Here is a 23,439-nt window from a genome sequence, read left to right as displayed (position 1 = left end):
GCCGTTTTTTTTGTAATCTCGCTGCAGATATGCACATCGTCACTTCTACCTATACGAGAATTATTCTTTCTCTCAGGGACAAAGTTTACCGTTTTTTCAATCTGAGTCCGCCTAAACTGACACAACCTCAACTCTGGCGCTGCCTATGGCGCTGAGAAACTCGGGCTTTTGAGAAATGTTTGCATCAAATCCCATTGCAACTTCGGTTGCGGCAAAAATTCTAGCATTGGTTGCTTTCCTCAGTCTTGGCCTGCTTGTTGTGGCCGCAGTTGCCATCGTTCAGATGGGAATGATCGGGAAGGAACTTCAAAACATTGCGGAAAAGGATATTCCACTCACGCAAGCAATCAGTCAGGTTGCCAATCATCAACTACAGCAGGCAGCGGTGATTGAACGGATCATGCGCGTATCCGGCCTGACCTCCGGCGAAGATGCTGAATCAACCGCTGCCTTGAAATCCACTTTGGCCGCTCTGAACGAACAGGTTTCCGATGAAATTCTGAAAGCGGAAGCACTCGCCCTCTCGGCGCTGGAAAAGTCGGCATCCGATACGCAAAAGGACGAGTTTTCCCAAACGCTCACACAGCTCAAACGCATCGAGAACGAGTACCAAACCTATTCTGCAGAAATAGCTGGTATCTTGGCGAAGATCGAACAGAACAACCTCTCTGATGCGAGCACCCTTCTCGTTGAGTTGGAAAAGGAACAAACTCGCCTCGACAATGAACTGGTGTCGCTACTCACCGAGATCGAGCGTTTTACGCAAACAGCTGCGTCATCTGCAGAAGAACATGAGAAACAGGCCTTTCAGCAAATCGCGATCACCGCGGCGCTGACTTTGATTTTGTGCCTTGTCGGCTCAGTCCTTTTCGCCAGATATCTGATTTCCCGTCCCTTGCACCAGGTCACCGCAGGCCTTCTGGAGCTCGCTAGAGGCAACACGGATGTGGAAGTCAATGTACGCACGAATGACGAAATCGGTCAGGTGGCAAGCGCATTCGAAACCTTCCGTGAAAACACGATCGAGATGAAGCGCCTGCAGGAACAGGCTCGCGAAGAAGAAATGCAGGCAGAAGCGGATCGTCGCGATACAAGATTGCGGTTGGCCGACGAGCTTGAAAGGCTCCTGATGACCAGCTGCGACACAGCGGTTTCTGCATTGAGTGAACTTGCGTCCGGTGCCGACGAATTGGCGCGCAACAGTCATGAGACCATTGAAAGGTCCAACACGGTTGCCGCTGCAGCCGAACAGGCCACAGCATCGGTCCAATCTGTTGCATCCGCGTCTGAGGAACTGGCGAGTTCAATTCACGAAATCAGCCGCCAGATTACACTCGCGAATTCCTCCACCTCTCGTACATCTGAACAGGCTGAAGTTTCCGGAGAGACAGTCGGAAAACTGTCTACATCGGCAGAGGAGATCACGGATGTCCTGAAACTGATCAGCGACATTGCTGCCCAGACCAATCTGCTGGCCTTGAACGCAACTATCGAAGCAGCGAGAGCTGGCGAAGCAGGCAAGGGATTTGCCGTCGTGGCTTCTGAAGTAAAGGCGCTTGCCACGCAAACCGGACAGGCAACCGATCAGATTGGTTCACAGCTGAGCGGTGTCCAGTCCGGGGCGGCAACCTGTTCTGATGCAATTACCACGGTTGTCAAAGCCATGATGGAAATTCGCGAACAGATTTCCGGAATTGCCTCTGCGATTGAAGAGCAAAACGCAGTTACGTCAGAAATAGCCAAAAACGCGCATCAGGTCGCGCAAGGCAGTGCCGACATTACCTTCAATATCTCCGAAGTGAACCAGGCAGCGCAGGTATCCGGCGACAGGGTGCAGGAAGTCGTGGGAGGCATTCAGAACATCTCCTCCCAGATAACGACAATTCGCGACGGGTTGGGCGATTTTCTCGGTCACCTGCGCGCAGCTTGACAACTGCTCGCCACGCTCTCCGGAACACCTGCCAAAACGACTGACCGCTGCCCCGTGTCCGCAACGCGGACACGGGGATCTGGAGCCATCCGGTTTCTAACTCCCGCTCCTGCGGTTAATTCATGCAGACCAGATAATTCCAAAAGACCGATCTGTCGCTTGCCGGACCAATGAAAAGTTCGATACAGATCTTGTCGGGAACCCGTCTCTTCAAGATCTTCACATTGTTCATGGGAAATCTCAGCGATCCTTGCTCCACCAGGAGCAGAACGCGGTTGCGCGAGAGACCAAGCCCTTTTGCAAGGACCTTATCCAGACGAACCTGGACGTGATCCGAATTCAGGATTGTCAGTGCCACAGTGCAGGCATCTGCACAATCGCTGGCAACCATTCGTCGTTTCAGGCTGAAATCAGTGCCCCCCTTGCCTCCGCCTCTCCCTTTGGTGTTGCAGGCGAAGGTGCTCGCCACTCCCTCATCGTTCCGCTGCAAGGCTTCGATGAGTTCTGCCGAAAGGCTGCTCACGGCTCGACGTTCAAAAATGGCCCTGTTCCATCTGCTTCCACAGACATCGCAACGATAGATCAGCCAGGCGTCAAGCTGGCTTCCATTCGCGTTCAACCGGAATTTGCCCGTCGAACCAAAAGGCTTCACAAATCCGCATCGTTGGCAGGGACGCTTTATTCTAGGTGTCTGAGAACGGACAACGGACCATTCCATGTTCAATATAGACGACATTCCGTGGGTCTTCCTCGCACGGGAAGTCCGTCACAGGCAGTCGGGACGGCCGAACAGCGTCAGCTATCGGCACTCAGTCTGGCTGGAAGCTTTTTCGAAATGTATGCAGTGAACCGAAACAGGATCAGATGCGCATGGCCAAGCCATACCGGCCCCGATCCGCCGCCAGGACGAACAAAGTTCATGACGCATTCGAGCGAATGCATGGCGGGATCGATGACCGGTCAGAGTGTTGGCAAAACAAACGTCCAAATTGAAATAGATGAGCCTCGATAGCGCTTACGAAAATCACAAGCAAGCTCAACTTGGAGTTTTGACGAGACGTCGTTTGAATTGTGTTCAGGTGTTGCGCGCCTGCAAAGCCAGAGCGACCAATGCAGGCCTCAGTTCAGACGGATCTTCCAATGGATCTGCAAACCAGAGACGTTCAACCTTATCTCCAGCCACAAGATCAACGCCTTCGGGATCCAGACAGGCAAGCCGCCAATTGGCCTCTCCGGCCTTCAGCAAATTCTGCGCATAAAGTTTCACCGCATCCCTATGGTCTGCGTTCATATGCGCAACCGCTCCGGCTTCCATTGAAGACCAGTCACCAGGCGAACTAACTTTTGCCAATAAGTCCTCTTCCTCCAATTCAAAAGCCTTGCCAAAGCCTCCATTCAGGCTTGCTCTGGAGAGCTCCAACCTGAAAAAGGAAAAGTCTCCGAAATCGACATAAAGTTCGGCTTTGGGATGACGAGAGAGGTAACGGTTGCGCAACCGCTCATGATCTGAACTTCCTCTCGATATCTTCACTGCCTTGCAGAAAAGAGAAATTCTCGGATGAGCGAGCGGATCGCCTTTTCCAGGTTCGCCCAACAACAGCGAACATGAAGGGTTCTCCAGAATTGCCGCCGTGTGTCCGGACAATGTACTTGTGAGGATGACAGGTGCACCATCCAAATCGGTCGCCACTGCGACCCGACTGGCAAGTGGATGCCGCGTTTCGGCTTCGAGCACCGCCAAAGCACCAAACCTCGCGGTTCTGATCAACTCCTTAGCCAATCTTCTGGCTTGATCATCGGTCGGCCGGATTACTGATTTCGGTTCTTTTTCCAGGCTCACGGCCCCTCCAAGTTCTGTTTTCTGTCGGCGCAGACAAGTTGCATTCCACGGTTTTCGCCTTCACCCGAATTCTGAACGTCAGATGAACAGACATCTCAGAACCGGTTCAGGGCGCCTATGCGATTGTCTCACCATCAGATACGGCGCCAATCGAGAACAGCGCCTGCCTTTGGAGAATACCAATGAAGACCATGAGCAAACGTCTTGTTGCCGCCGCCCTCACGGGCGCCCTTCTTTTGCCGACCTTCGCGGCTGCTGAAGCCGGCTCGCGCAACGGTTGGCGTGACCACCGTGGCGGCCACCACCATAACCAGAGACACAATAATCGAAATCATAACCGACACAAAAACAATGATAATCTTGGCGCGGCTGTCGCGGCAGGTGTCATCGGCCTCGCTGCAGGAGCAATTCTGCTGGGTGCCACCCGCCAGCCGAGCTACGCAGGCCCGCCGCCGGTAAATCACTACCCGCCGGCTCCCTATCCCGGTCGCGTCAACACGGCCATCGGTTATCAGCCGTGGAGCCCTGCCTGGTACCAGTACTGCTCATCGAAATACCGGTCGTTCAACCCGTCGACCGGTACCTATACCACCTACCAGGGTGAACAGCGTTTCTGCCAATAAGCTTGCGCCCGCCTGGTGGTACTGAAGAACTCGTGGCAACAAACGACCGACCGGCCGAACCGGTCACCCGTTTGTTGTCATTCTTTTCAGAAGACTCGTGCTCCAAGGGAACTGAACAACCTCGGTGGGCAAGTGCAGCCAGGTTGTTTCGTTCAATCAGCCTGTTTGCATCAATCCGCCATGGTTTCTATTGAGGCGAAACCTTCCGGCGCAGCACCGAAATCGAACGGCGTGTCGACTTCAATGACCTTGTCGGGATAAAAACCATTGAACCTTGTGCGAAGCGACAAGCTGTAGGCACCGATATGGCCAATCTCGATCCAGTCTCCCGTGTCGACTGTCTCCGGCAGCCAGAAAGGCCTGGAAAGAATATCAACGCTGTCGCAGGTTGCGCCGCAGACCTTGAAGGGAACAATCTTGTCGGGCTGACCAGCCCGTGTTTTGCGAGCCGGATCCGGAATAAAACGAGCCGGCAGCGTGATCTTTCCGGTCCAACTGTCGGAAAGAGACGCCCAGATGCCATCATTGATGTAAAGACGGCGCCCCTTTTTCAACAGTACTCTGACAATGAGAGAGATCGATCGGGCCACGATCACTCTGCCTGGCTCGGCGACAAGAGGCAGGTCATCAAATTGCCAATCAGCGATATCGGCTTTCAACTGCCCCATCAATTCCACGAGCGAGGGCATCTCAGGCGCTTTGCGGCGCGGATCGTGACCATAAACGGCCGGAAACCCTCCCCCGACATCAAGCTCCACAACGGGAACGCCAGCACGTGACCTGATCCAATCGGCAGAAGCCAGCGCTCGCTCATAGGTTTCCGGTTCTTCGATCTGGCTTCCAACGTGAAAACACAATCCGCATTTGAACCCGATACGGTCGATCCGTTGCAGCAACTCAACGGCGTGACCTGGAGCCGCGCCAAACTTCTTCGACAACTCGTAAGCAGCATGCCCCTTGGTGGCGATACGAACGAAGAGTGTGATCGTTCCAGGATCTATATCAAGGGCCCTAACAACACGCAGGATCTTCGCGACTTCGTCTTCGTGGTCGAGCGAAAGGGTTCGAATACCGTAGGTTTCCAAAGCTAGCCGAATGTCCGACTGTGCCTTGATAGGATGCATGTAAAGCATCTCAGCCTTCGGCGCTGCCTCTTTCACCGCGGCGAACTCTGCAGGCGATGCGACATCGAAACAACTGATCCCGGCCTTTGCCAGTGCCTCAAGGACAAATGGCTCACCATTCGTCTTGACCGCGTAAGCCGTCTTGCCGGGGAAGAGCGACTGGAATTGCTGTGCGTCATGCCTGAGCACGTCCGGCCGGAAACAATACACAGGCTGATCGGGACGAAGATCCAAGGCGGCGTCAATAGCTGTTTTATAACGTTCCATCAGTCCTTCCGGCGTTAGAAGTCATCGAATAGAAAGGAACAAGCTTGAGGCTGATTTGCAAGCCGGGATTGGGTTATTGGCAGATAATGTAATTACAGCTCTTGCCGTGGCATCCGATATCGAGGTGGAAGTGAGACTTGTGATTTGGGTCTGCATCGGGGCCGAGAACGGTGGTGAACCTTTTACAGGCAGCCTTGTGTATGGCGGACAGGAAGCTTCCGCTCTGCGTGTTGCGCGCCCAATCCTTTTCAACTGAAATCTCAGTACCGTCACTTAATCGGAAGGCCACAATATCAATGGCTTTGCCAAGCGCATGTTCGGAGAGCTTTCCATCTGGAAGATTGTTTCGTCGGCGACACTGATAACCAGGGCCTGTGAGAAACTCGGACACTGGTTTCCCGAACTGTGCTTGTGCAATGGGCAAGACATCTTCGATCACCCACGCTGTAAGTGACGTCGCAAAACTGCATGATAGCGTGGCTTTCATCGGGAAGGTCACTTCGGCATCCTCGCCACGTAACCCAGAAAGGTTGACAGGTACGGTGATCCCGCAATCCTCATCAGGTTGATCCCCTTGCAAGGGAGCAAGTTGTTCAAAAGTAGCACCCGGAATATCGCAAGCTGACGGTGTGGAGGATTCGCCCGCAGAAGCTTTTCTGCCACTGTCGTCAGGTCCTGCCAAAGGCCCTTCCGGAAGAGTAGCTGGCTTGATCGCCGGCACATCCACCCCCTCGATGAATTGCGAACTACCGAGGCCAGGAAGCGGCTTTTCCTGCGGCAATGGAGGATTTGCGTAAACATCTAAAGGCAGCAGGCAACACAACGCGAGAGCAGTACAAATCGACACGAGGTTTAAGTGCATTCCCAACTCCGCACATTGTACTTGCCAGCGACCCTCATGATTGATCAACGCTTGTCCTGCGTCTATGGTTGCATGACCCAAAAAGTGGATGGCTCCCCATGACATTAGAACTCTTTTTCGCCTATGTGATTGCCACATTGATCGTCCTCGCCATCCCGGGTCCGACGATCATGCTTGTTGTCAGCTATGCTTTGACCCAGGGACGCAAGTCTGCGGTTGCCAGCGTATTGGGTGTTGGCTTGGGGGACGCGACAGCAGCAGCTGCGTCGCTGATGGGTCTCGGTGCCATTCTGGCGACGTCTGCAACAGCATTCACCGTGCTCAAATGGGTAGGGGCGATCTACCTGGTCTGGCTTGGCCTGAAAATGTGGAGAAGCCGGCCAACTGCACTTGGGCCGCATCAGGTTGCCGATGTTCCCCCCAGAAAAATATTCTGGCATGCATATGTGGTCACAGCGCTCAATCCAAAAGGCATTGTTTTCTTTATGGCTTTCCTGCCACACTTCATCGCACCTCACGCCCCAGTTGTCCCGCAGCTCGCACTTTTGGGAACGACCTTCGTCGCATTGGGTGTTTTGAATGCAGCTGTTTACGCCTATGCAGCAGCAGCCCTCGGACAAAAACTGAGTAGTCCTTCCCTGCTTAGACTGGTAAACAAGGTGGGCGGCGCATTCCTGATCTCCGCTGCGGCGATGACGGCAACATTGCAGAGATCTGCGAACTGAAAAAATCAGCGACTTGATGCGAAGGGAATGTTCTTTTTTGACCGTACGGCTTCCGCTTCGGTTTTTTCTTCTTCAGTTTTCAAACCGAAATTAGCACCGGATTGCTTCAAGGTTTCAAGTGATCTGCGAGCGCCATCTTCACTAAGCGCTGCATAACGCTGGATGGCGGCATTCAGCTCCAATCCGCCAATGCGCAACCGCCTGGCCCTCATCGTGAGAATATCCTTGTAGGCTTCGGCTGTAACGCCGTTCGCCTTGCAAAGAATTATCAATGGCTTGTCGCTTGCGCTGAACAAGAGCTGGGATACCGCACTGGGCGGCAGATTGCTTACCTTGGCAAGCAACATACCCAGCTCCGCTGTTCGATCCGAACGGGCGAACAAGGTCACGGCATCATCGATTTTGGTCTTCTTGCTCACCACGTCACGGATCAATGCGTTGGATTGTTCACGTGCCTCTTCAAGCTTGTGCGCACGAGCGGCCACTTCGGTAGCGGCACGTTCAGCCAGGAGCTGAACAAGCGTGCTGTCGGCACCGAGTGCACTGACCCTTTCTTTCAACTCTTCCGTCAAGAAAGGCAGCAAGGCATGAGCAGCTGCATCCGGCAAGTCGGTGCGGTTGATCAAGGCAGCCTGGATTGCTTCACTCGATCGGGCTTTTTCCACCAATTTCAGGAAGGATGCATCAGCGAACTCTGCACCCTGGTTTTCAGCGACTTTACTTAAAACCGCCGTATCCCCCCGATCCACCAATACAGTGGTAACTGCCTTGTCGACGGTTTCACGCCCGGCAATTGCCCCCAGATGCTCCATCGACGCAGAACATGCGATCTCAACCAGGTCTTCTGAGGTGAGTGCAGGTGAGTTTTCCAGAACCGGGCCGGCAACCGGAAATTCATCCTGTGCCAGCTTCACCATCAGTTCACGAGGAGCATCTTTCTCCTTGCAAACTCGTTTGGACAGAATGATCCTGGTTTCTTCCTCCAGCTGTCCGAGAACTTTGAGAACGATGTCGCCAAATAGCAGGCTGATCTGCTCGTCACGGTCGTCACCGGAGTTCACGAACAGGTCCGTCAGCATGCTGACCAGGCTTTTGCGCCCTCCAGCACTTGTGTCCCTCGCCAGATCAGCAAGTTTTGCAAGATTGATCATCGACACTCCGGCGCGACAGTCGCGTAAGCCTCGACATTATCAGCAGGCCCTTAACATTAAGCTACCGTTGATCGCCGCATAAACTGGAGAAACGGCCAGCAGCAGGAAGGCCTCTCCACAAATAATTCGACGCGCCAAATAAATATTTGCAACCCTCGATCGCATCTCCAGGACAAATTAGTTCTGTTTTTTTCGCAAAAGGCAGTGAACGTTTCCAATCAAGGCTTTACTTAATGCTTCCTCAACAAACACAACCCTGGAATGCAATTCTCCGCTGCGCTGCAGCATCTTTTTTGCTTCGCTTCGGCATTATGCTGACTTAGTATCACCCCGTCAGAAAGAGGTAATCGGGAGCGGACATATGACCCTTGTACGGAACCTGAACATGATTGCCTTCCTAGCAGCCTTTGCGTTTTTGGCTGCAATTGTAGTTGGTGCAATCTGAACCAAACGGCAAGAAATCAAAGAAAACGAGCTGCGCCGAGCAGACAGCAGGACAATTCAACAAACAATTTTAGATTCCCGGCGTAGTCGGCTGCACCAGAAGGTGCAGCCGCCGAAGACGCTGTGCTGATTCCAGAATTGATCGCTCGTACGGGTGTCCAGGGTGAGAAATAGCACCCGAACGTACTGGAGACTGGGCAATTGACGCAGCTGCCAAGACACAACCAAAAATTTCACTTCGCAGGAAGCCTGTTGCATTCCGCAATTTCAAACGCTGGTATATCAGGCCTAAACACAGGTTCCGCTCATGCGGCCAGCTCAATCGTTTGAGCCAGTGCTGCGTCACGGTTTTCCGGTTCGATCATCAATTGATCTGCCGCGATCATTGTCACATCGGAGATGCCGATAAAGCCAAGAATATGCTTCAGGTAGTTTCCGGCAAAGTCGATCTCTGATCCTATTTTGGTTCCACCAGAGGCAATGATGACGTAAGCCTTTTTACCCTGAAGCAGACCGACAGGTCCGTTCTCAGTGTACTGAAACGTCTCTCTTGCTCGCGCGATCATATCAACCCAGGCTTTTAGCGTAGCCGGAATAGAAAAGTTGTAAACAGGCGTCCCAATTACGATGGTGTCTGCCTCCTTCAATTCTCCAACAAGCGTGTCGGACAGAGCAAGCACCATTTTTTGTTCTGCACTCCGTGCAGCAGGATCTGTAAAAGTCGCGCCAATCCACTCTTCGCTCAGGAACGGTACCCCTTGGGAAACATCGCGAGTAAGGACTTTTGCATCTGGTGATTTTGCCAGCAAACGAGTCACGAAGGTCTGCCCAAGGTCACGCGTCACTGAACCGGCGGTACGTGCTGAGGCATTGACATGCAGAATTGATTTCAACGGTGAGGACATCTTGATCTCCAAAGTTTCAAAACCGGCATCGGCGTTTGTTCGTTAATTGGAGATAGTTTTGATATTTTCGAATAACTAGCATTAAAATGGTGAACAGTATGTCAAGTTAACGAACAATGCCTTTTTGAGAATTCAAGCCCCCCATCTAATTCCCGACAGAAGCTTGTAGAGGCCAGCCAGCGCCAACGCCCCCACAACTGTGTTGATCACCTTGCCTTTGACGCTGGACGTTCCTTTTCGCAGATCACGCAGAAAGTGCATGTCTTTCTGCGCTTCGATGGTGTTCTCGATATCGACGCCGAGCGCCTTGAGCACTTCTTGAGCAGCCTCCCGGCCGCCTTCTTTGCCACCTTCACGGGCAATTTCCCGCATCTGATCTTCGTTCATTGCACGCCCCCTGCGTAGCCCTGTTTGATTTCGTCGAACCACCGGCTGCACCGCAACACGCGGGCATTGGCACGGCCAAGCGCCTGGTCTGTCCGGATCAAGGCCACGTCCAGAGGCTCCCCGACCCGAACGCCGGACGCTTCTTTCTGTCGGCAGTCGTCCGGATAACCCGGAAGCTCTTTGGTGATTTCCACTTGCGCCGACAATGCGGCGGCAGTTCGCAACCGCTCGTCATTGGTTGCGCAAGCGCTCAAAAAGATCAGGCTGCAAAATGCAGCCATCCCCAACGGTCGAAACATAGTGTTCCAACTCCTGTGCTGCGGCTTCCGCTTCCGCGTTGGCCTGATCGATAAGGGAGATGAAACGCCGGTTTGCCCGTTCCGTGACAACCTTCCGGCGTTTCAGTTCTTCAAGCTGCACCCGGGCTGCGGTCAATTCCGCGTCGGCCACATACTCGACAACGGCCCTGCGAACCTCGCTCGACTTGTCGACCTTGTGCCAAACAAAAAAGCCGCCCAGAACGGCGGCAATGGCAAGGGCAGCACACGCGGTGCGGCTTTGGAGCATCCAGGCGACCACCGGCATTACCGTAGCCCTTCCAGGCAAAGCGAATGCTCGGCCGCGCGGCGGTTTACAAGTCCCCGGATCGTCCGGCCGCCCGCCTTGTTGAACCATTTGGCTGCGTTACAGGCGCCACGCACGTCCCCAGCATCAAGACGCTTGCGCGCAGTCGACCGACAAAAGCCCCCGACCCCAATGTTGTAGGTGAGGCTGACAAACGCGACATAGGACTTCGCGGGAATGGCATCCGGCCGCTTGAGGCACTTTCTCATTCCGGCTTCATGCCGCTGCAACGAGGCCAACAGCATTGCGTCACACTCGGCCTTTGTGTGCTTGTCCCCAAGCTTCACCCCGAGCGTTTCACCGTAACAGACGGTTGGAACGCCGACAACGTCCCGGTATGCCGCAAGGCGCAGACCTTCCCAGGCACCGACCAGCGCAATCGCAGCCGCGCCGATGCCGCCGACAAGGCGGGTTTTACGTCCCATCGTTCATGTTCCTTTGTGCGAGAAGCCGGGCCACGAACGCGGCCGACACTGTGAGCGCCGACAGGGCAGCGAGTAAGCCCGGCGCAATGAAGTCGCCCAGAAAGGGCAAAGCTACTTCCGCGCCAGAGAGCAGCGCGGCAAGCAGCATAAGGCGTACGCTCCAAGCCCTTTGCAGGACCGCGCGCCAGTCTGAAACCAGTTTCATTGGACTGCCTTTCAGGCATAAAAAACCGCCTCAGGGGCGGTGCATGTTTCGGTCGGTTTGGCCGAGTTTATTCAGACGCAGGCGGAACCCATTCCGGAATGACCCCACCGGAGTTTCGCCAGGCCTGCGCAGCCTGGATTACCTTGATGCTCCAACCGAAGTTTTCGCCCGGCCGCAAGCCGGTTTCGAGTGTTTCCGTGTACCCATTTGCGTGTTGCACATCATAGGAGCACGCACCGACAATCTTGGACATATCGGTTAGGGTGTGGTCGGTTTCGTGGTTTGCAAAGAAGCCATGAAAATTGGTGATGAAGGTTGTCTTGACGTTGATTTCGGTCATGCCTTTTCCTCACGCTACACGCTGATAGATGGCGACAGCACCGGCTTGCCCTCGGCATCTCCAAGTGCCCGATAGGCCGGAAGATCTGTTACCGTCCGAACTGTCGGCGTAGCCCGTTGATGCCGTGTGCAAGTAGCAGGCTCGTGAAGCGTTTCTGTTGATCCCGGCGGGTGCAGATGCCCAGATGATATGCCCAATCGGAAAGTTGGTTTCGTTGGCGTTTGAACCGTCGTAAACAAGCGCCAGCTTGTGAATGCCGCCGTCATTCTCTTCAGCAACAAGTGCGTTCGCACTGTCGTCCCATCCCAAAAGACGGTCTGCACCACCGCTGTTCGCATCTTTGAAAACGATCCAGGCGTCGCCGCTATTGTCCGTGTTCACGTAAACGTAGCCGGTGGCGTAGACGTGGCCGTTGACGGTCAGACTACCGCTGATCGTGCCCCCGATATCAGACCGCAGAAGCTGGCCCGACGTCAGACCGCCGACGGTCCCGGCGTCGTAGCTGGTTGAACCTTGCGGCCCTTCCGGACCAGTTGCGCCAACCGGCCCGACGTCACCCTTTGCCGCCAGCAGTCCCCAATCATCCGGCGAAATGCTCGGGTTCTGACCGATGCTCACCCGCAACGAGATATAGGATGATCCGTTGTAGGTGACCGTTTCGTCAGAATTGTACGTTTCGCCAGAAGTCCAGACGCCGCGATAACTCAACCCGGGATCGCCCTGCGGTCCTTGCGGACCTTCCGCGCCCGTCGGCCCCTGCGCGCCGATATCGCCTTTCGGGCCTTGGATACCTTCCGGGCCTTGCACACCCTGCGGCCCTTCCGGTCCCTGAATGCCCTGCAAACCCTGCAGGCCCCGTTCCCCTTTGGCGGTGACAATGTCCCATTCGGCCGCAGCTTCTTCCGGGGTGATGCCGGTATGAGCCGCCACACAGATGAAGTAAGACCCGTCATGGCTGACCGTATCCCGCTCAACGTAGGCGGTGGCCGCGTTCCACGTTCCCCGGTGGTTCAGCCCGACAGGACCGGCCGGGCCTTGAATGCCCTGCGGCCCCTGCAAGCCCTGCGGCCCGCGCCCGAAGTTAACGCCCGTCGACCAGGCGCCGACCGCGTTGGAGAGCTTCCAATAAACAATCCCCGCCTGGGTATCGAGAAAGGACGTGTCTTTCGGTTCAGCATCATAGGCCACACGGTCGGCTGTCAGGCCGGTGTAATCCGGGTCAAATGACTTGCCAATCGGCCCCTCTGGCCCCTGTGGGCCTTGCGGTCCAATCGGACCTTGCGAGCCAGTCGGACCGGATGGCCCTTCAGGACCACGCGGGCCTTCCGGACCTTGATAGCCGGTTGGGCCTCGCGGACCTTCATAGCCGAGCGGGCCACGCTCCCCCTGTGGTCCCTGCGGACCGGCAGGGCCTTGCGGACCAGCCGGACCCGTGGGGCCTTGGTTGCCGACCGGGCCTTTCGGCCCTTGCGCGCCTGGAAGAGACGCGATTTCAAGAACCTGCTGCAGCGTCGGCAAGTCCTGATTGTCGGCCGCATCAAGCGCGTTGATCATCCGCCGGCCTTTCAGGTCAAAGCCGCCGTTGACCTCGATCAGCGCCCGGGTGGCGACCGACTGCATGTTGATCGCCGTCCGGTCCATGGCGCGTTCCATCACTGCCAGGTCAATCTCACCGCCCGCCAGGCTGTAAGGCTGATCGTATTTGCTCACCAGCAAAACCGTCAGCGTTTCGCCTGCCTGCAAGGCGCTGGCATCAAAGAGCACGGTACCGGTGCTGAAGTTGCCGCCGGTAAAGTGCCAGTTGCCCGGGCTTTGCTGATACTGCCAAACGGTAATCTCGCCGGTTGTTGTCCGGTGCGATACCTGCAGGTTGTTCTGGTCGACAAACTGGAATGGCAAGTCGACACGATCCGTCACGCCGTCGCCCGTGATCTGGGCGCGGCCTTCGGTCAAGGCTGCTACTGTCATGGAGTTCCCTGGTAAAATTTGAGATCAGAAATTGAGCCGCGGTCACATTGGCAGCTCGAAAAGGCTCTCGCCGGATTGAACCTGTTGCGTTTATCCGCCAGATCCTTCTGGAAATCTTGTATCTGCAGGTGTCAGCAACTCTTTCAAGGTCTGGCTGCCGAGGTCTTTCCCTTCCCAATCAGGAAACTGCCGGTCAAAAGCCTCCTCCAGATTGTGCGCAGAACCAGAATCATTGCCTTTCGCCAGCGTCTCCGCGGCTTCCTCCGGACTCAGCCCATAGCCTTTTGTCAAAAGGGTCCACTTTTCAAACCTGTCGACAAGATTGCGTTCTCTTTTTGCCAACACAGCCGACTGCGGTGCCAACGCCAGAACCTTTGCGAGGTTTTCGTACGCTCGTAAAATGACCTCGGGTTCGTTGCTCCGAGTTCCCTTGCTCAAGGCGGCGGCATAACTCTCCGGAACAACGCCCTTCGTTTCCACAATCTTGAGTGCAAGTGTGTCCCGGTCGATTTCGCCATTTTCCAGAAAGGTGAACGCCCGGTCCGCGTTCTTCTGGCGCTGCGGTCCCCGATCCCCTTCTTCAGAAGACAAGAGCCAGTTCGCAGATTCAATGTTCGCGATATGCTCCTTTTTTGCGACTTCAAGCTGGCCGATCAGTCGTGTTTTCTGCCTTGGGTCGAGCAAGCCGTTTGCTTCGATCTCGGATTTGTCAAACTGGCCAAAACTCGCCTCGATGCGGCGTTCGATCTTGCCAACTTCCCCAGCAGCAATCGCCGCTCTGCTTTTAACGGCATTTACCTGCATTCGGCCCAGTGTTTCACCGGGCAGCAGTTTCAGCCGCTCTGCCAGAACCTGGCTTTCGTCCGCAAACGCCTCCCGCCCGTCGGGGCCATTGACGGCCTCACCCACCTGGTCGAGCTCATTTCCTAAACCTTCCGGTCCTGCAAACTCTCGCCTTGCAAGTTCGTCACCGATTGCTGGTAGCAGTTCTTCAAGCCGTCTTGTCTCAGCCCACGCCTCTGCCAGTGTCTCGCTTATTTTCGCATAGGCTGCCTTTTTGCCTTCGGTTGGCAAGGGAGCAGCCGATAGCAACGTTCTTGCCTGTTCGAATGCTTCTTCGAGACCATCCGGGTTCTCGCGCACCTCTGATGCGAGCCGGATGCCTTCTTCTTCCAAACCCTGCTGGAAATAGCGTTCGTTTTCCCCCGCCTCAATTGCAGCAAAGCCGTTGATATAGCGGTCGCGCTGCGCCTCCACGTGGCGGTTGAACGCATCTCTTGAACCTGCAGGCAGTTCCTTGAGCGCCTGCTCTCTAGACTTTTCAAGATGAGCCATCATGGCCTCGGTGAAGCCGAAGCCGCCTGGTTGCGCTTGCCGCTGTTCCTCCGCAGCCCTTTCCTTCAACCTGGCGTCAAATTCCCGTTGAGCCATTTGAACTTGAAAGTCCTCAATTCGCCTTCGTCTTTGAGCAGCGGTCTCGGCAAGATCACCGAAAGCCCCTGCCGAACGGCGGATTTGTTGTCCCAGTCCTGCCGCAGCTTCTCCAACCTCGGTGTCAGCGACAACTTGCGGACTGCCAACGCCCGGAAGGCTGTCGGCACCATTGAATTTCTGCAATCTCGCCATTGTCAGTACCGTTTTGTCACCTGAATTTGAAAGCGCCGTTGTAGGCGGCATTGCCAAGCGTCGTGAAAGCCTGGGTAACACCACCCAGCATGGCACCGGTGGCGCTGATACGCCCCGCGCGGCGGCTCGAATGTGCCCGCTCCCGGGCCGTTTTCGCCTCGAAGGTCAGATTGTCCCGCTTGCCTTCCGCGCCATACCGAATTGCCTCGATGCTTTGTGCCGCTTCAAAGGCATTGTCGTCCGCGACGTCAGTCAGCGAACCGGTTTGCGATAGCCCGCGTTCGGCTCCGGCAGCCCGGTTGAAGCCGAGTGCCCTTTCGTATTTGTCCAGGGTTCGTTTTCGCTCAAAAGAAGCCTGGGTCTGGTTGACCGCCTTCTGGCGGTCGGCCAGTTCTGCACGGCGCTCTTCCGCCTTTGCCTGGGCATCTGCCTGCTGGCGCGCGCCCTGCGCTTGCACGGCGCCGCCGGCCAGCGATCCCGCAACGGAGACCGCAGCCAATATTGCTGGGTGACACATGAATTAAGGCTCCGCGTCTCGGCCGAAATTGACGGCCAGGATGGTGCAGGGTTTGCCGCCGCTGGCTGCCAGCGTAAGCTGCCCCCCGTCTTCCCATCGCGTTTCGATTGGCTGGTCGAGCACGCCAGTGCGCAAGGGCGCCGGCTCTCCGGCGGTGTCACCCGCACGGTAGTAGATCAGCTCGTCCAGAAAGGTTTCGTCTGACCCGGCCTTCAGGGTTCCGGTGTTCAGAACCGCGATGCTGCAATTGTCCACGCGCATCTTGCGGCCCATGGCCGAACCATCCTGCGCATTAACGGGAAACGGCAAGGTCTTCGCCCTCGCCGAAACATTCAGCCCAACCAGGATCTTTTCCGCTGTCTGGCCATTCGGCAGGCTCGCTTCTCCGGCGGTCACAGTTGCCGGATAGTCGGTTCCATCGGCATAAAGGATCACTTCTTCGCCTTCCAGATGCTGAAGTCCCGAGACCGAGTTTGCCGGCAGGCCTTCGTAGCGCGCGCCACAATCGAGATGCCATGCATCCTCGATCAATCCACCTGGAAACGGCCGCTGCATGATTTCGATGTACCGCCTTGTCTGTCCTTCGATGGTCCGTTTCACGATCATCCAGACGGTGTCCGCTCCAGCGCCCGAAAGGTCCGCCATACATTCCACCACACCACCGAAATCGTGGCGCTGCATGCCATAGACCTGCTGCTGGCGTTCATAGGTGAAACCGATCCCACGGCCTTTCTGGTCCCACTGCCAGATGACGCTATCGGGATATTGCTGGTAGCAGGCCCCGGAAATACCGCTTTGAAACAGATGCGACTGCACCTCGCTCACCGCCTGAGACACCCGGCCATCTGAGCCGAAGTCATAAGCCATTTCGCGCATGTCGGTTCCATATGGGCCGTAGTAGATCAGCACCGATCCCACCTTGATCGGGCTGACATCATTGGCTCCGAAATTCGTCTCAGGCTTCTGGTCGACATTCTCCGGCCCGTAAGGGTCCTGATCGGTCGCCTTGCCGACGGCACGCACCGCCCGCGTCGTGCCGACAATCAGGTCGTTATCGTCGACCAGCCACTGGATGCGGTTCACCTGTCCGGAAAGAATGCCCGCGGTCACCGCGTCGGATGCCTTCAGAACATGGGAAACGGAAAAGTTGGTGAAGTCCTCCGTCTGGCTTTCCCATATCTTCTGTGGTTCCTCGCTGGTGCCCGCGAAGGCGAGACGGTTCTTGTGCCAGCCGATTGTTTCCGGCCATCCCGTCGTGCCGGACCATGCCCCCAGCCGCCAGATACTTTGTGCCTTGGTGTCCTGCAGTGCCTGGCCGAAAAGCTGCACCTTGACCGAGGTTGCCGACTGGCGGCTGTGGATCCGGAACCAGCGCCAGAACCCGTCCGACCCTCGAAACCGGATATGCCGCCCCACGTCAGACGCCTGAAAGCCGGCACCGCCATTGATGCCAACTGTCCCTGAAGCCGTCAGCGTGAACGGGCTCTGGTCGTTGCCGGCCTGGTGAAACACCAGTTGCCCGATGGCAGAATTGTCCGAAGCAGATCCGCCGCCTTGCGTGAAGCTCAGCCGGTAATGGGTAAAGGCGGTTTCGTTGTGAAAATCATATTCCCGCCATTCGTTGGAGGCCCAGGTATCCTGACCGTCCTGCGTATCCAGAATTGTCCAGTCTGAGCCGTTGTTCGACGCCTCGATGTTCCACTGCCAGGGCATGTCGTCATTCTGGCTGTTGTCGTTCGGCGCCTGCAGCATGTAGGCGTCGATCACGACACTGCCGGGGAACTGGTATTGCACCCAACCCGTTGCCCCGGATGAAAGCACTGTCTTGCCTTCCGACCGGTTGAAAACCTGCCACGCCGAAGCGCTGCCGTTGGAGGCAGACACCACTCCGCTCGGGGCTGTGTTCGATGTCATTTTCGGACCAGCATTGCCCGTGCCGGCCGGTTTCAGGTTCGTCGGCGAGATATTGACATCCAGATAGGGCCCGTCCCTGAACGACATCGGTTCGATCGCCCAGGAAAGTTCCGACAACCGCTTGAGCGCCTGCGGGGCAACGCCGCCACCAGCGATGAACAGCGTGTCGGTCGACTGTACGAATTTCAGCCGTGGCAAAACCTCGGAGGAATAGGGTGTCGCAACCTCCACGGTGCCGACCCGCCCCTCGCTGGTGAATATTCGAAACATGTGGTCGCCGAACTCAAGCATGTAATATTGACCGTTTCCGAACTCGAACGGGATCAACCAGCCTTGCCGACTGCTGTCCTTGAGTTCCGCAATGAATTTGGTGCCGCCGCGACGGCGCAGGCCGCCGCGTTTCAGTGTCAGAAAATTCCGGCATTCGGCCAGGGAGGACCGGAACAGTTCCAGGTCCGAACGATAGATCAGCTCCGGGTCGAGTTCGCCCCGGCTGAACGTGGCTTGAAGGTGATAGCTCATCTGTTTGCAATGATATCCAGGTCAATCATGGGCAGCGGCGTGCCCTGCAGGGCGTCGGATGTTCCGGCCTGGTCGAAGGCTTCCCGCGCCGCCTGGCGCAAGGCTTCCGCACGGCTGTTCTTTCCGGTGATCGAATGGGCGCAGCCTGCCGCCAGAAACAGGGCGAACCCGTTCACGAACAGCGGCGCGAATTCGGCCTCCCGCACCACCCGGTGCACATGGCGGAGCGGAAACGGCGGCGGATGATCCGACATGATGCGCTGGCCCACCACTTCGAAGGGAATGATCGTCCCTCCCGGCGATCCGCCAACACTCTGCTGCGGAATGCGAAGCGTGCCGGCCGGCAGCTTGTACTGGTAGGCCCAGCGAAACGGCGGTTTTTCGGTTTCCGCAGGCAGGTTCACCAGCTCAATGGCAAAGTCCCAGTCGTGCATGGCCAAATAGGCATCCCGGTGCGCTGCATAATGGTTCCTGAACCAGCGCGACGCGACGGAGGAAAAATCGAAGTCGCGGATGGGCGCTTCCTTCAGATGCGCAAGCGCAAGGTTCGCCATCTCAACGGCTGTGTTGACGGTTCCCGACATGAAATAGTTTCCTTGAAAGGGTCAGGCGGCGGCAAGGTCGCCGGCTTTGGCCTCATAGGCAGCAAGCGCCTGAACAGCCTCGTATTTGTTGGCGGCTTTTACGCCGGCATAATCCGCGGCCATGGCCTGCTGGGTCTTCCAGTGCTCCTTGCGCCAGCCTTTGGGCAGCGGCTTTTCGGCCTGTGGCTGCCTTGCTGCCCTTTGCTTGCGGTTCCAGTCCGCGGCCAGCGCATCCGCCAGGTGTTCCTGCCGCTTTTCGGCCTCGGTTTTGGGTGGGGCGCACCGGGCCAGAAAATCGGCTTCGTGTTGTTCTTCCAGGCGCTGGAGATGCCGCAAGCGGCGTATGATGATCTCGTCCATGTCTGGCCTCTTTTTCGAGAAAATGAAAAAGGGCGGCAAACGCCGCCCGAAGAAGTTTGGCAGGCCCTGACTTGATCAGGCCCATGAGGGGTCGAACCGACCAAACAAAAAGCCCGCAGGAAAGGCTACGGGCAGAAACGTCGATCGGTCCAAAAACGTAGGGGTGGATGTCTGCGGTCGCTCGCCTCCAGACTGCCCGCTGGGTACGCTGTCAGATGTTCACCTTCAGGCAGGCCAGCTTCACGTTCTTGCGGTTGTATTTCCGGTCCCAGTTGGCCGCGTTGCGCAGTTCGGCCAGGCTCGCTCCCTGGGATTTGGCAAGAGAAGACGCCGTGAAATCCATTCCGGCCGGATGGATCAGCTCGAAACGGCGGGTGGTCAGATAGTCGGCACCGCCGCCGTCGCCAATGTCCGGATCACGAGTGATTTCGGTGCCTTCGTTGCCGTAGATCGTCGAGCGGCTCGGCACTTCGTCGATATGCATGAAAGCGCCCGGTGCAAACAGGAAGCAGGAGTATTCGTCCGAATTGGCCCCGGCCGTCACCGGCATCATTTCCGAATGCACCACCATCATCCCGGCGTAGTAGGGCACCTCGAACGGCGCTTCGGACGGTTTCTTGAACTCGATCTTTTCGTCGTCCAGAAGCGTGCCGTAAACGAAGCTGTGCATGGCGATCACGCGCAGGTCGTCCAGGTTTTCACCCATGGTCAGGCGCGCACGGTTGATCGCCTGATAGCTGATGCGGTTGGCAGCCGTCGGCGAACCGACATCGGAATAGATGGAATAGACCATGTCGCCGCTGTCATTGGCGACATTGTCGGCGATCACGCCTTCAGCCGTCGCAATGATGCGCTCTTCCTTGCGGCGTCCCCAGTAAGCGCTGATCCGCTCCGCCACCCGGTTCATGGCGCTGTCGCCCCGGCCCGTTGCGGCATAGCTTGCCACCGTCTTGGCACCGTATTTCTTGGCCAGGCGGTGCTTGTAGGCCTTCATGTCGCTGGCGGTGATCTTGCTGACACCGATCTTGTTATCACTGTCATCGATCACCGTCGGCTCGGCATCATCGAGGTCTTCCCAGTACGGCACTTCAATCTGGTTGCCACCGGCCTTGAAGCGCTTGCCGATTTCCGGTGCCGGACCGGCCAGAATGCCGGATTTTTCCAGCATGATCAGCTTGGCCGGCTTGTTCTCCGCCATATAGGGGGTGAACACACGCGGGACGACGATGTCTGAAATTTGAGATGTCATTGAATTTCCTTTGATTTTGACAATTTTCCGGCTCTAACGGACTGCTGTCGATGACGCACGTTTCCTCGCCATGGCCGCAGGCAATTTGCCAAAAAGTCGCCCCTTCCAATTTTGAAGTAGCTGAAGCAACGTTCCGGTTGAAAAAAGAAATACGCAGTTTTGGAGGACTTCCGTTTCCTCGATTAACGGGGCAGAAATCGCTCAAAGCGGGTAAGATCGCTCAGCCGAGGTGGCAATATCGCGATGACAGTCACAGGCCTGCGTTGCTTTGACGGCAAAGCGCACAAAGGACTTCGCAAGTGAGCAAGGATCTGGCGTCTGATGGATCCGATTTGTGAGGTAATGCATCGGACCACGTAAATTCGAGGAGTCGTTCAGTTAAACGACAACACCCTTGAACCCGAACAACTCCGGGTTTCGTCCAGCAGAAAGGATAAGCTGCTTCGCCTTCGTCGGCTGATGGTCCAAAAGGAAGGCCTGCTGTTTGAGGTCGGGTTTTCTCACGTCGAATGGATTTGCATTCTTCAGATTATCAGGCTGGAGCATAGAGCGAGCTCTACTCGGTTTGGCGCTCGGAATGGGACCGTTCTCAAAAGCCTCACCGCTCTTCGGTTCGCTCAAGGATGGCGGCGGAATATCACTTTCGCCACGCAACGCGGGCTGACTATCCCTCGAACGGTTGTCATCCGCTGCCAAATGAGGTCTCGGCATCGGAAACGGAGCAGAAACATGGTTTCGTAATCTGTTGCCATGCGCCGACTGACCATCCAATTCAGGATCTGACTGCGCCGATCCTGCAGGTAAGACATCTTTGTTGCCGATCAGATCTTCGGTAAAGCCTGGGACTGGTTTTTCAAATTGATGCCTTGTTGAATTCAGCAATTCCTGTGGCGAAATCCCGAAAGACTTCAGGACCGTCCCCGCCACGCTGTTGCTATTTTGGTTGTCGATTCTGTAATCAAGGTTTTGAGCATTGATCCGATCAATAGCCCTGCGAGCTCTTATCCTGTATGCCTCGATTTCAGCCGGCGTCCCCGCGATAATTGTTGTCTGGTTGTCGACGAGATGCCCCATCCTTGAAAAATTATCCAAGTGACCTTTGATCGTATCGCTTCCGTCCCAGGGTTTTCCTATTGGAATTATATTATTTTGCCTGTCATGTGAAAGTCCGTTGACTTCCCAGATCTGCTTGCCGGTTTCATCATGAGCTGTGATGACAATATGTGAGGCAACTCCAAACAGCTTGTACTCACCGATACGTATCGTTTGCTGTCCGTGATTATCCATTACTTGGCCCTTATCTAAATGTTGTCAGACCAACCGCCCTTTTCGCAATACCATTTCGGTGCGGAAATCAACGAACTTTCCGAGCCCTCCCGACTGAGGCAAAGCTCACCTTTTCGGGATTTTTTTTGCGTATAAATATACGGGGGAGGCGGTGGAAAACCGAGAAATGCGGCGGTTCTTTTGTCGGCATATTCTTGCTTCACGACATAAGTCATATCTTGAGTTTTGTCGCAAATTCTCACTATTCGAAAATATTCGTTGTATACGCGAGAAATCCTCTCCTGATCCGCGCCAGCAAGACCGGTTTTCATTTCTTTCTCAAGCCGTTCGAAAATCGGTCCGGGATCACAGGCCGAAACCACCGTTTTCCCGTTTGCACCTGATAAATTTCTCTCTTCATCTGACGCGCAGGCAACGAGAAACAGGCCCAACAAAATGCCCGATAGTCTTGATAGTTTCACAATCGAACTCTCCGATTTTGATCTTTTGATACCGGCATATTGCTCATGATATGTTCCAAAAAAACCTTTAATTGCATCCGGTTAGAGAACCAGGCCTTCGCACCGGAGACTGAAAAGATCGCCAGATTTTTCTGCCGGGGTGTCTGACCTGCTCCACAGACGGATTGCTGGCATCAGTTGGCACGATTGCTCATGGCACAGCACGACTTTGCAGGCAGGTGTCAGCTTGTGCAGGTTTATGGAAATGCGCAGTAAACCGACACCTGCCAGCGAGTTTCATCTCTCTTCGAGCGCTGTGGAAAGTGGTAGGCTCGCAGGCCCCATGAAAACCAGAGCCTGCATCTCCAGGCACTGAAGCTGCTCGGCAGAGCCGGGTTCGGCGCCGGAATAAACAACCATGGTGTTTTCCTGTGTACCGTCGTCAGTTCCTGCAAACTCAAAAACCGATGTGCAAGGCGTTTCTAGAATCTTGTCCCGATAGGAAAACTCGAAATCGTCGAACACTGACATTGGCGGGCCGAACTCAACGAGAGTGCCCCGACCATCCTTGAGCCTCATCAAATCAAAAATGGATAACCCGAGCGATTGAAAGAATTCTCCTTGTGGCGCAAGAATTTCAGTCAATTCCGTACTCTTATCGCCACTGCTACCATCCGATCCCGGCTTCTTGTCCAGATCGAGATTGAGCACGGTAATCGTATTGGAAAGCTGGTAATCCAACGCATCCACCGGAGTGCTGTAATACTCGTTCCGTCCATAGGGCAGATGCGAGATGCCATGGCCTGGAATGTCCGGAAACTGCTCCGCATTCTGTTCGATTTCCTCGGGCGAAAAGCCCAGATAGACCACACGGACATCCTCCGCGACCTGCACCTTGAACATTGCGGGATCGAGGCTTGAATTGACATAGCCCTCTATTTCAGACCGAAGAACTTCAGGTTGCTGTTCCCACGGGATGACTGCACCCTCCGCGGCCAGGCAAACCGACGGCAGAGCAATAACCCCCGATACTTTCAGAATTGCCCCAAAGCCTTTGATAAAACGAAAGGTGTTCATTTTCATTCCGGATCCCTTTATATATCATCGCTCTCGAACAAAG

General features: G+C 55.6%; 25 protein-coding genes. 3 read left to right on the top strand and 22 right to left on the bottom strand.

What is annotated here, in order from left to right; genetic code table 11:
- The first annotated feature begins 175 nt into the window (after positions 1 to 175).
- Complete coding sequence (locus HEP89_RS16340; protein WP_168684583.1) at positions 176 to 1,930, top strand: methyl-accepting chemotaxis protein; 1,755 nt, start codon at positions 176 to 178, stop codon at positions 1,928 to 1,930.
- A 115-nt stretch (positions 1,931 to 2,045) separates the two neighbouring features.
- On the opposite strand, the gene HEP89_RS16335 is transcribed toward HEP89_RS16340, so the two are convergent.
- Both HEP89_RS16335 and HEP89_RS16330 read right to left on the bottom strand, forming a co-directional pair.
- The gene (locus HEP89_RS16335) at positions 2,046 to 2,582 is read right to left on the bottom strand and encodes a DUF1062 domain-containing protein (RefSeq protein WP_168692522.1); all 537 of its coding nucleotides are present in this window, start codon (positions 2,580 to 2,582) and stop codon (positions 2,046 to 2,048) included.
- 423 nt (positions 2,583 to 3,005) lie between these two features.
- Positions 3,006 to 3,770, bottom strand: coding sequence for a DUF2470 domain-containing protein (locus HEP89_RS16330; RefSeq protein ID WP_077292326.1), 765 nt, complete (start codon positions 3,768 to 3,770; stop codon positions 3,006 to 3,008).
- 182 nt (positions 3,771 to 3,952) lie between these two features.
- Here HEP89_RS16330 and HEP89_RS16325 point away from each other — a divergent pair, with 182 nt between their 5' ends.
- Positions 3,953 to 4,393 (top strand): BA14K family protein, encoded by a 441-nt coding sequence (locus HEP89_RS16325; RefSeq protein ID WP_062488097.1) that lies wholly within the window; start codon positions 3,953 to 3,955, stop codon positions 4,391 to 4,393.
- A gap of 170 nt (positions 4,394 to 4,563) precedes the next feature.
- On the opposite strand, the gene HEP89_RS16320 is transcribed toward HEP89_RS16325, so the two are convergent.
- Together HEP89_RS16320 and HEP89_RS16315 are read right to left on the bottom strand one after the other, a co-directional pair.
- Complete coding sequence (locus HEP89_RS16320; protein ID WP_055655505.1) at positions 4,564 to 5,784, bottom strand: alanine racemase; 1,221 nt, start codon at positions 5,782 to 5,784, stop codon at positions 4,564 to 4,566.
- A 73-nt stretch (positions 5,785 to 5,857) separates the two neighbouring features.
- Positions 5,858 to 6,646, bottom strand: a complete 789-nt coding sequence (locus HEP89_RS16315; protein WP_168692521.1) for an extensin family protein — start codon at positions 6,644 to 6,646, stop codon at positions 5,858 to 5,860.
- 98 nt (positions 6,647 to 6,744) lie between these two features.
- On the opposite strand from HEP89_RS16315, the gene HEP89_RS16310 reads away from it, so the two are divergent.
- Complete coding sequence (locus HEP89_RS16310) at positions 6,745 to 7,371, top strand: LysE family translocator (protein WP_168692520.1); 627 nt, start codon at positions 6,745 to 6,747, stop codon at positions 7,369 to 7,371.
- Between the two features lie 5 nt (positions 7,372 to 7,376).
- Here the strand turns inward: HEP89_RS16310 and HEP89_RS16305 are convergent, their stop codons facing one another.
- The 18 genes from HEP89_RS16305 to HEP89_RS16220 form a co-directional block, all read right to left on the bottom strand.
- Complete coding sequence (locus tag HEP89_RS16305; protein WP_023000450.1) at positions 7,377 to 8,522, bottom strand: DUF2336 domain-containing protein; 1,146 nt, start codon at positions 8,520 to 8,522, stop codon at positions 7,377 to 7,379.
- Positions 8,523 to 9,271: 749 nt separating this feature from the next.
- Positions 9,272 to 9,871 (bottom strand): NAD(P)H-dependent oxidoreductase, encoded by a 600-nt coding sequence (locus tag HEP89_RS16300; RefSeq protein WP_031269103.1) that lies wholly within the window; start codon positions 9,869 to 9,871, stop codon positions 9,272 to 9,274.
- 132 nt (positions 9,872 to 10,003) lie between these two features.
- Positions 10,004 to 10,258, bottom strand: coding sequence for a hypothetical protein (locus HEP89_RS16295; RefSeq protein ID WP_023000448.1), 255 nt, complete (start codon positions 10,256 to 10,258; stop codon positions 10,004 to 10,006).
- The gene (locus HEP89_RS16290) at positions 10,255 to 10,482 is read right to left on the bottom strand and encodes a hypothetical protein (protein WP_168692519.1); all 228 of its coding nucleotides are present in this window, start codon (positions 10,480 to 10,482) and stop codon (positions 10,255 to 10,257) included. The genes HEP89_RS16295 and HEP89_RS16290 overlap by 4 nt, the downstream gene beginning before the upstream one ends.
- A gap of 7 nt (positions 10,483 to 10,489) precedes the next feature.
- Positions 10,490 to 10,843, bottom strand: a complete 354-nt coding sequence (locus HEP89_RS16285; RefSeq protein ID WP_168692518.1) for a hypothetical protein — start codon at positions 10,841 to 10,843, stop codon at positions 10,490 to 10,492.
- Positions 10,843 to 11,307: a lysozyme gene (locus HEP89_RS16280; RefSeq protein WP_168692517.1), complete on the bottom strand. Its 465-nt coding sequence runs from the start codon at positions 11,305 to 11,307 to the stop codon at positions 10,843 to 10,845. The genes HEP89_RS16285 and HEP89_RS16280 overlap by 1 nt, the downstream gene beginning before the upstream one ends.
- Positions 11,297 to 11,512, bottom strand: a complete 216-nt coding sequence (locus HEP89_RS16275; protein ID WP_152510058.1) for a hypothetical protein — start codon at positions 11,510 to 11,512, stop codon at positions 11,297 to 11,299. Before HEP89_RS16275 ends, HEP89_RS16280 begins: the two co-directional genes overlap by 11 nt.
- A 67-nt stretch (positions 11,513 to 11,579) precedes the next feature.
- Complete coding sequence (locus HEP89_RS16270; protein ID WP_168692516.1) at positions 11,580 to 11,852, bottom strand: hypothetical protein; 273 nt, start codon at positions 11,850 to 11,852, stop codon at positions 11,580 to 11,582.
- Positions 11,853 to 11,861: 9 nt separating this feature from the next.
- On the bottom strand, positions 11,862 to 13,820 hold the full coding sequence (locus HEP89_RS29875; RefSeq protein ID WP_168692515.1) for a hypothetical protein: 1,959 nt from the start codon (positions 13,818 to 13,820) through the stop codon (positions 11,862 to 11,864).
- Between the two features lie 90 nt (positions 13,821 to 13,910).
- Positions 13,911 to 15,503 carry a hypothetical protein gene (locus HEP89_RS16260; RefSeq protein ID WP_168692514.1) on the bottom strand — a complete coding sequence of 531 codons (1,593 nt, stop codon included), beginning with the start codon at positions 15,501 to 15,503 and terminating at the stop codon, positions 13,911 to 13,913.
- Positions 15,463 to 15,963 carry a hypothetical protein gene (locus HEP89_RS16255; protein ID WP_152505973.1) on the bottom strand — a complete coding sequence of 167 codons (501 nt, stop codon included), beginning with the start codon at positions 15,961 to 15,963 and terminating at the stop codon, positions 15,463 to 15,465. The genes HEP89_RS16260 and HEP89_RS16255 overlap by 41 nt, the downstream gene beginning before the upstream one ends.
- A 3-nt stretch (positions 15,964 to 15,966) precedes the next feature.
- Positions 15,967 to 18,399 carry a hypothetical protein gene (locus HEP89_RS16250; RefSeq protein WP_168692513.1) on the bottom strand — a complete coding sequence of 811 codons (2,433 nt, stop codon included), beginning with the start codon at positions 18,397 to 18,399 and terminating at the stop codon, positions 15,967 to 15,969.
- A complete protein-coding gene (locus HEP89_RS16245) occupies positions 18,396 to 18,983 on the bottom strand; it encodes a hypothetical protein (protein WP_168692512.1) in 588 nt (195 codons plus the stop codon). Before HEP89_RS16245 ends, HEP89_RS16250 begins: the two co-directional genes overlap by 4 nt.
- A 21-nt stretch (positions 18,984 to 19,004) precedes the next feature.
- A complete protein-coding gene (locus HEP89_RS16240; RefSeq protein WP_168692511.1) occupies positions 19,005 to 19,343 on the bottom strand; it encodes a hypothetical protein in 339 nt (112 codons plus the stop codon).
- Positions 19,344 to 19,554: 211 nt separating this feature from the next.
- On the bottom strand, positions 19,555 to 20,592 hold the full coding sequence (locus tag HEP89_RS16235; protein ID WP_139314137.1) for a hypothetical protein: 1,038 nt from the start codon (positions 20,590 to 20,592) through the stop codon (positions 19,555 to 19,557).
- Positions 20,593 to 20,970: 378 nt separating this feature from the next.
- The gene (locus HEP89_RS16230; RefSeq protein ID WP_062488065.1) at positions 20,971 to 21,879 is read right to left on the bottom strand and encodes a hypothetical protein; all 909 of its coding nucleotides are present in this window, start codon (positions 21,877 to 21,879) and stop codon (positions 20,971 to 20,973) included.
- Between the two features lie 14 nt (positions 21,880 to 21,893).
- Entirely contained in the window at positions 21,894 to 22,340 is a 447-nt protein-coding gene (locus HEP89_RS16225) for a hypothetical protein (protein WP_139314136.1), read from the bottom strand.
- A 276-nt stretch (positions 22,341 to 22,616) separates the two neighbouring features.
- The gene (locus tag HEP89_RS16220; RefSeq protein WP_168692510.1) at positions 22,617 to 23,402 is read right to left on the bottom strand and encodes a hypothetical protein; all 786 of its coding nucleotides are present in this window, start codon (positions 23,400 to 23,402) and stop codon (positions 22,617 to 22,619) included.
- Between the last annotated feature and the right edge of the window lie 37 nt (positions 23,403 to 23,439).

Source organism: Labrenzia sp. 5N (assembly GCF_012395805.1).
In the GTDB taxonomy this organism is placed as follows: domain Bacteria; phylum Pseudomonadota; class Alphaproteobacteria; order Rhizobiales; family Stappiaceae; genus Roseibium; species Roseibium algicola.
This window is presented reverse-complemented; position numbering and strand designations above follow the sequence as displayed.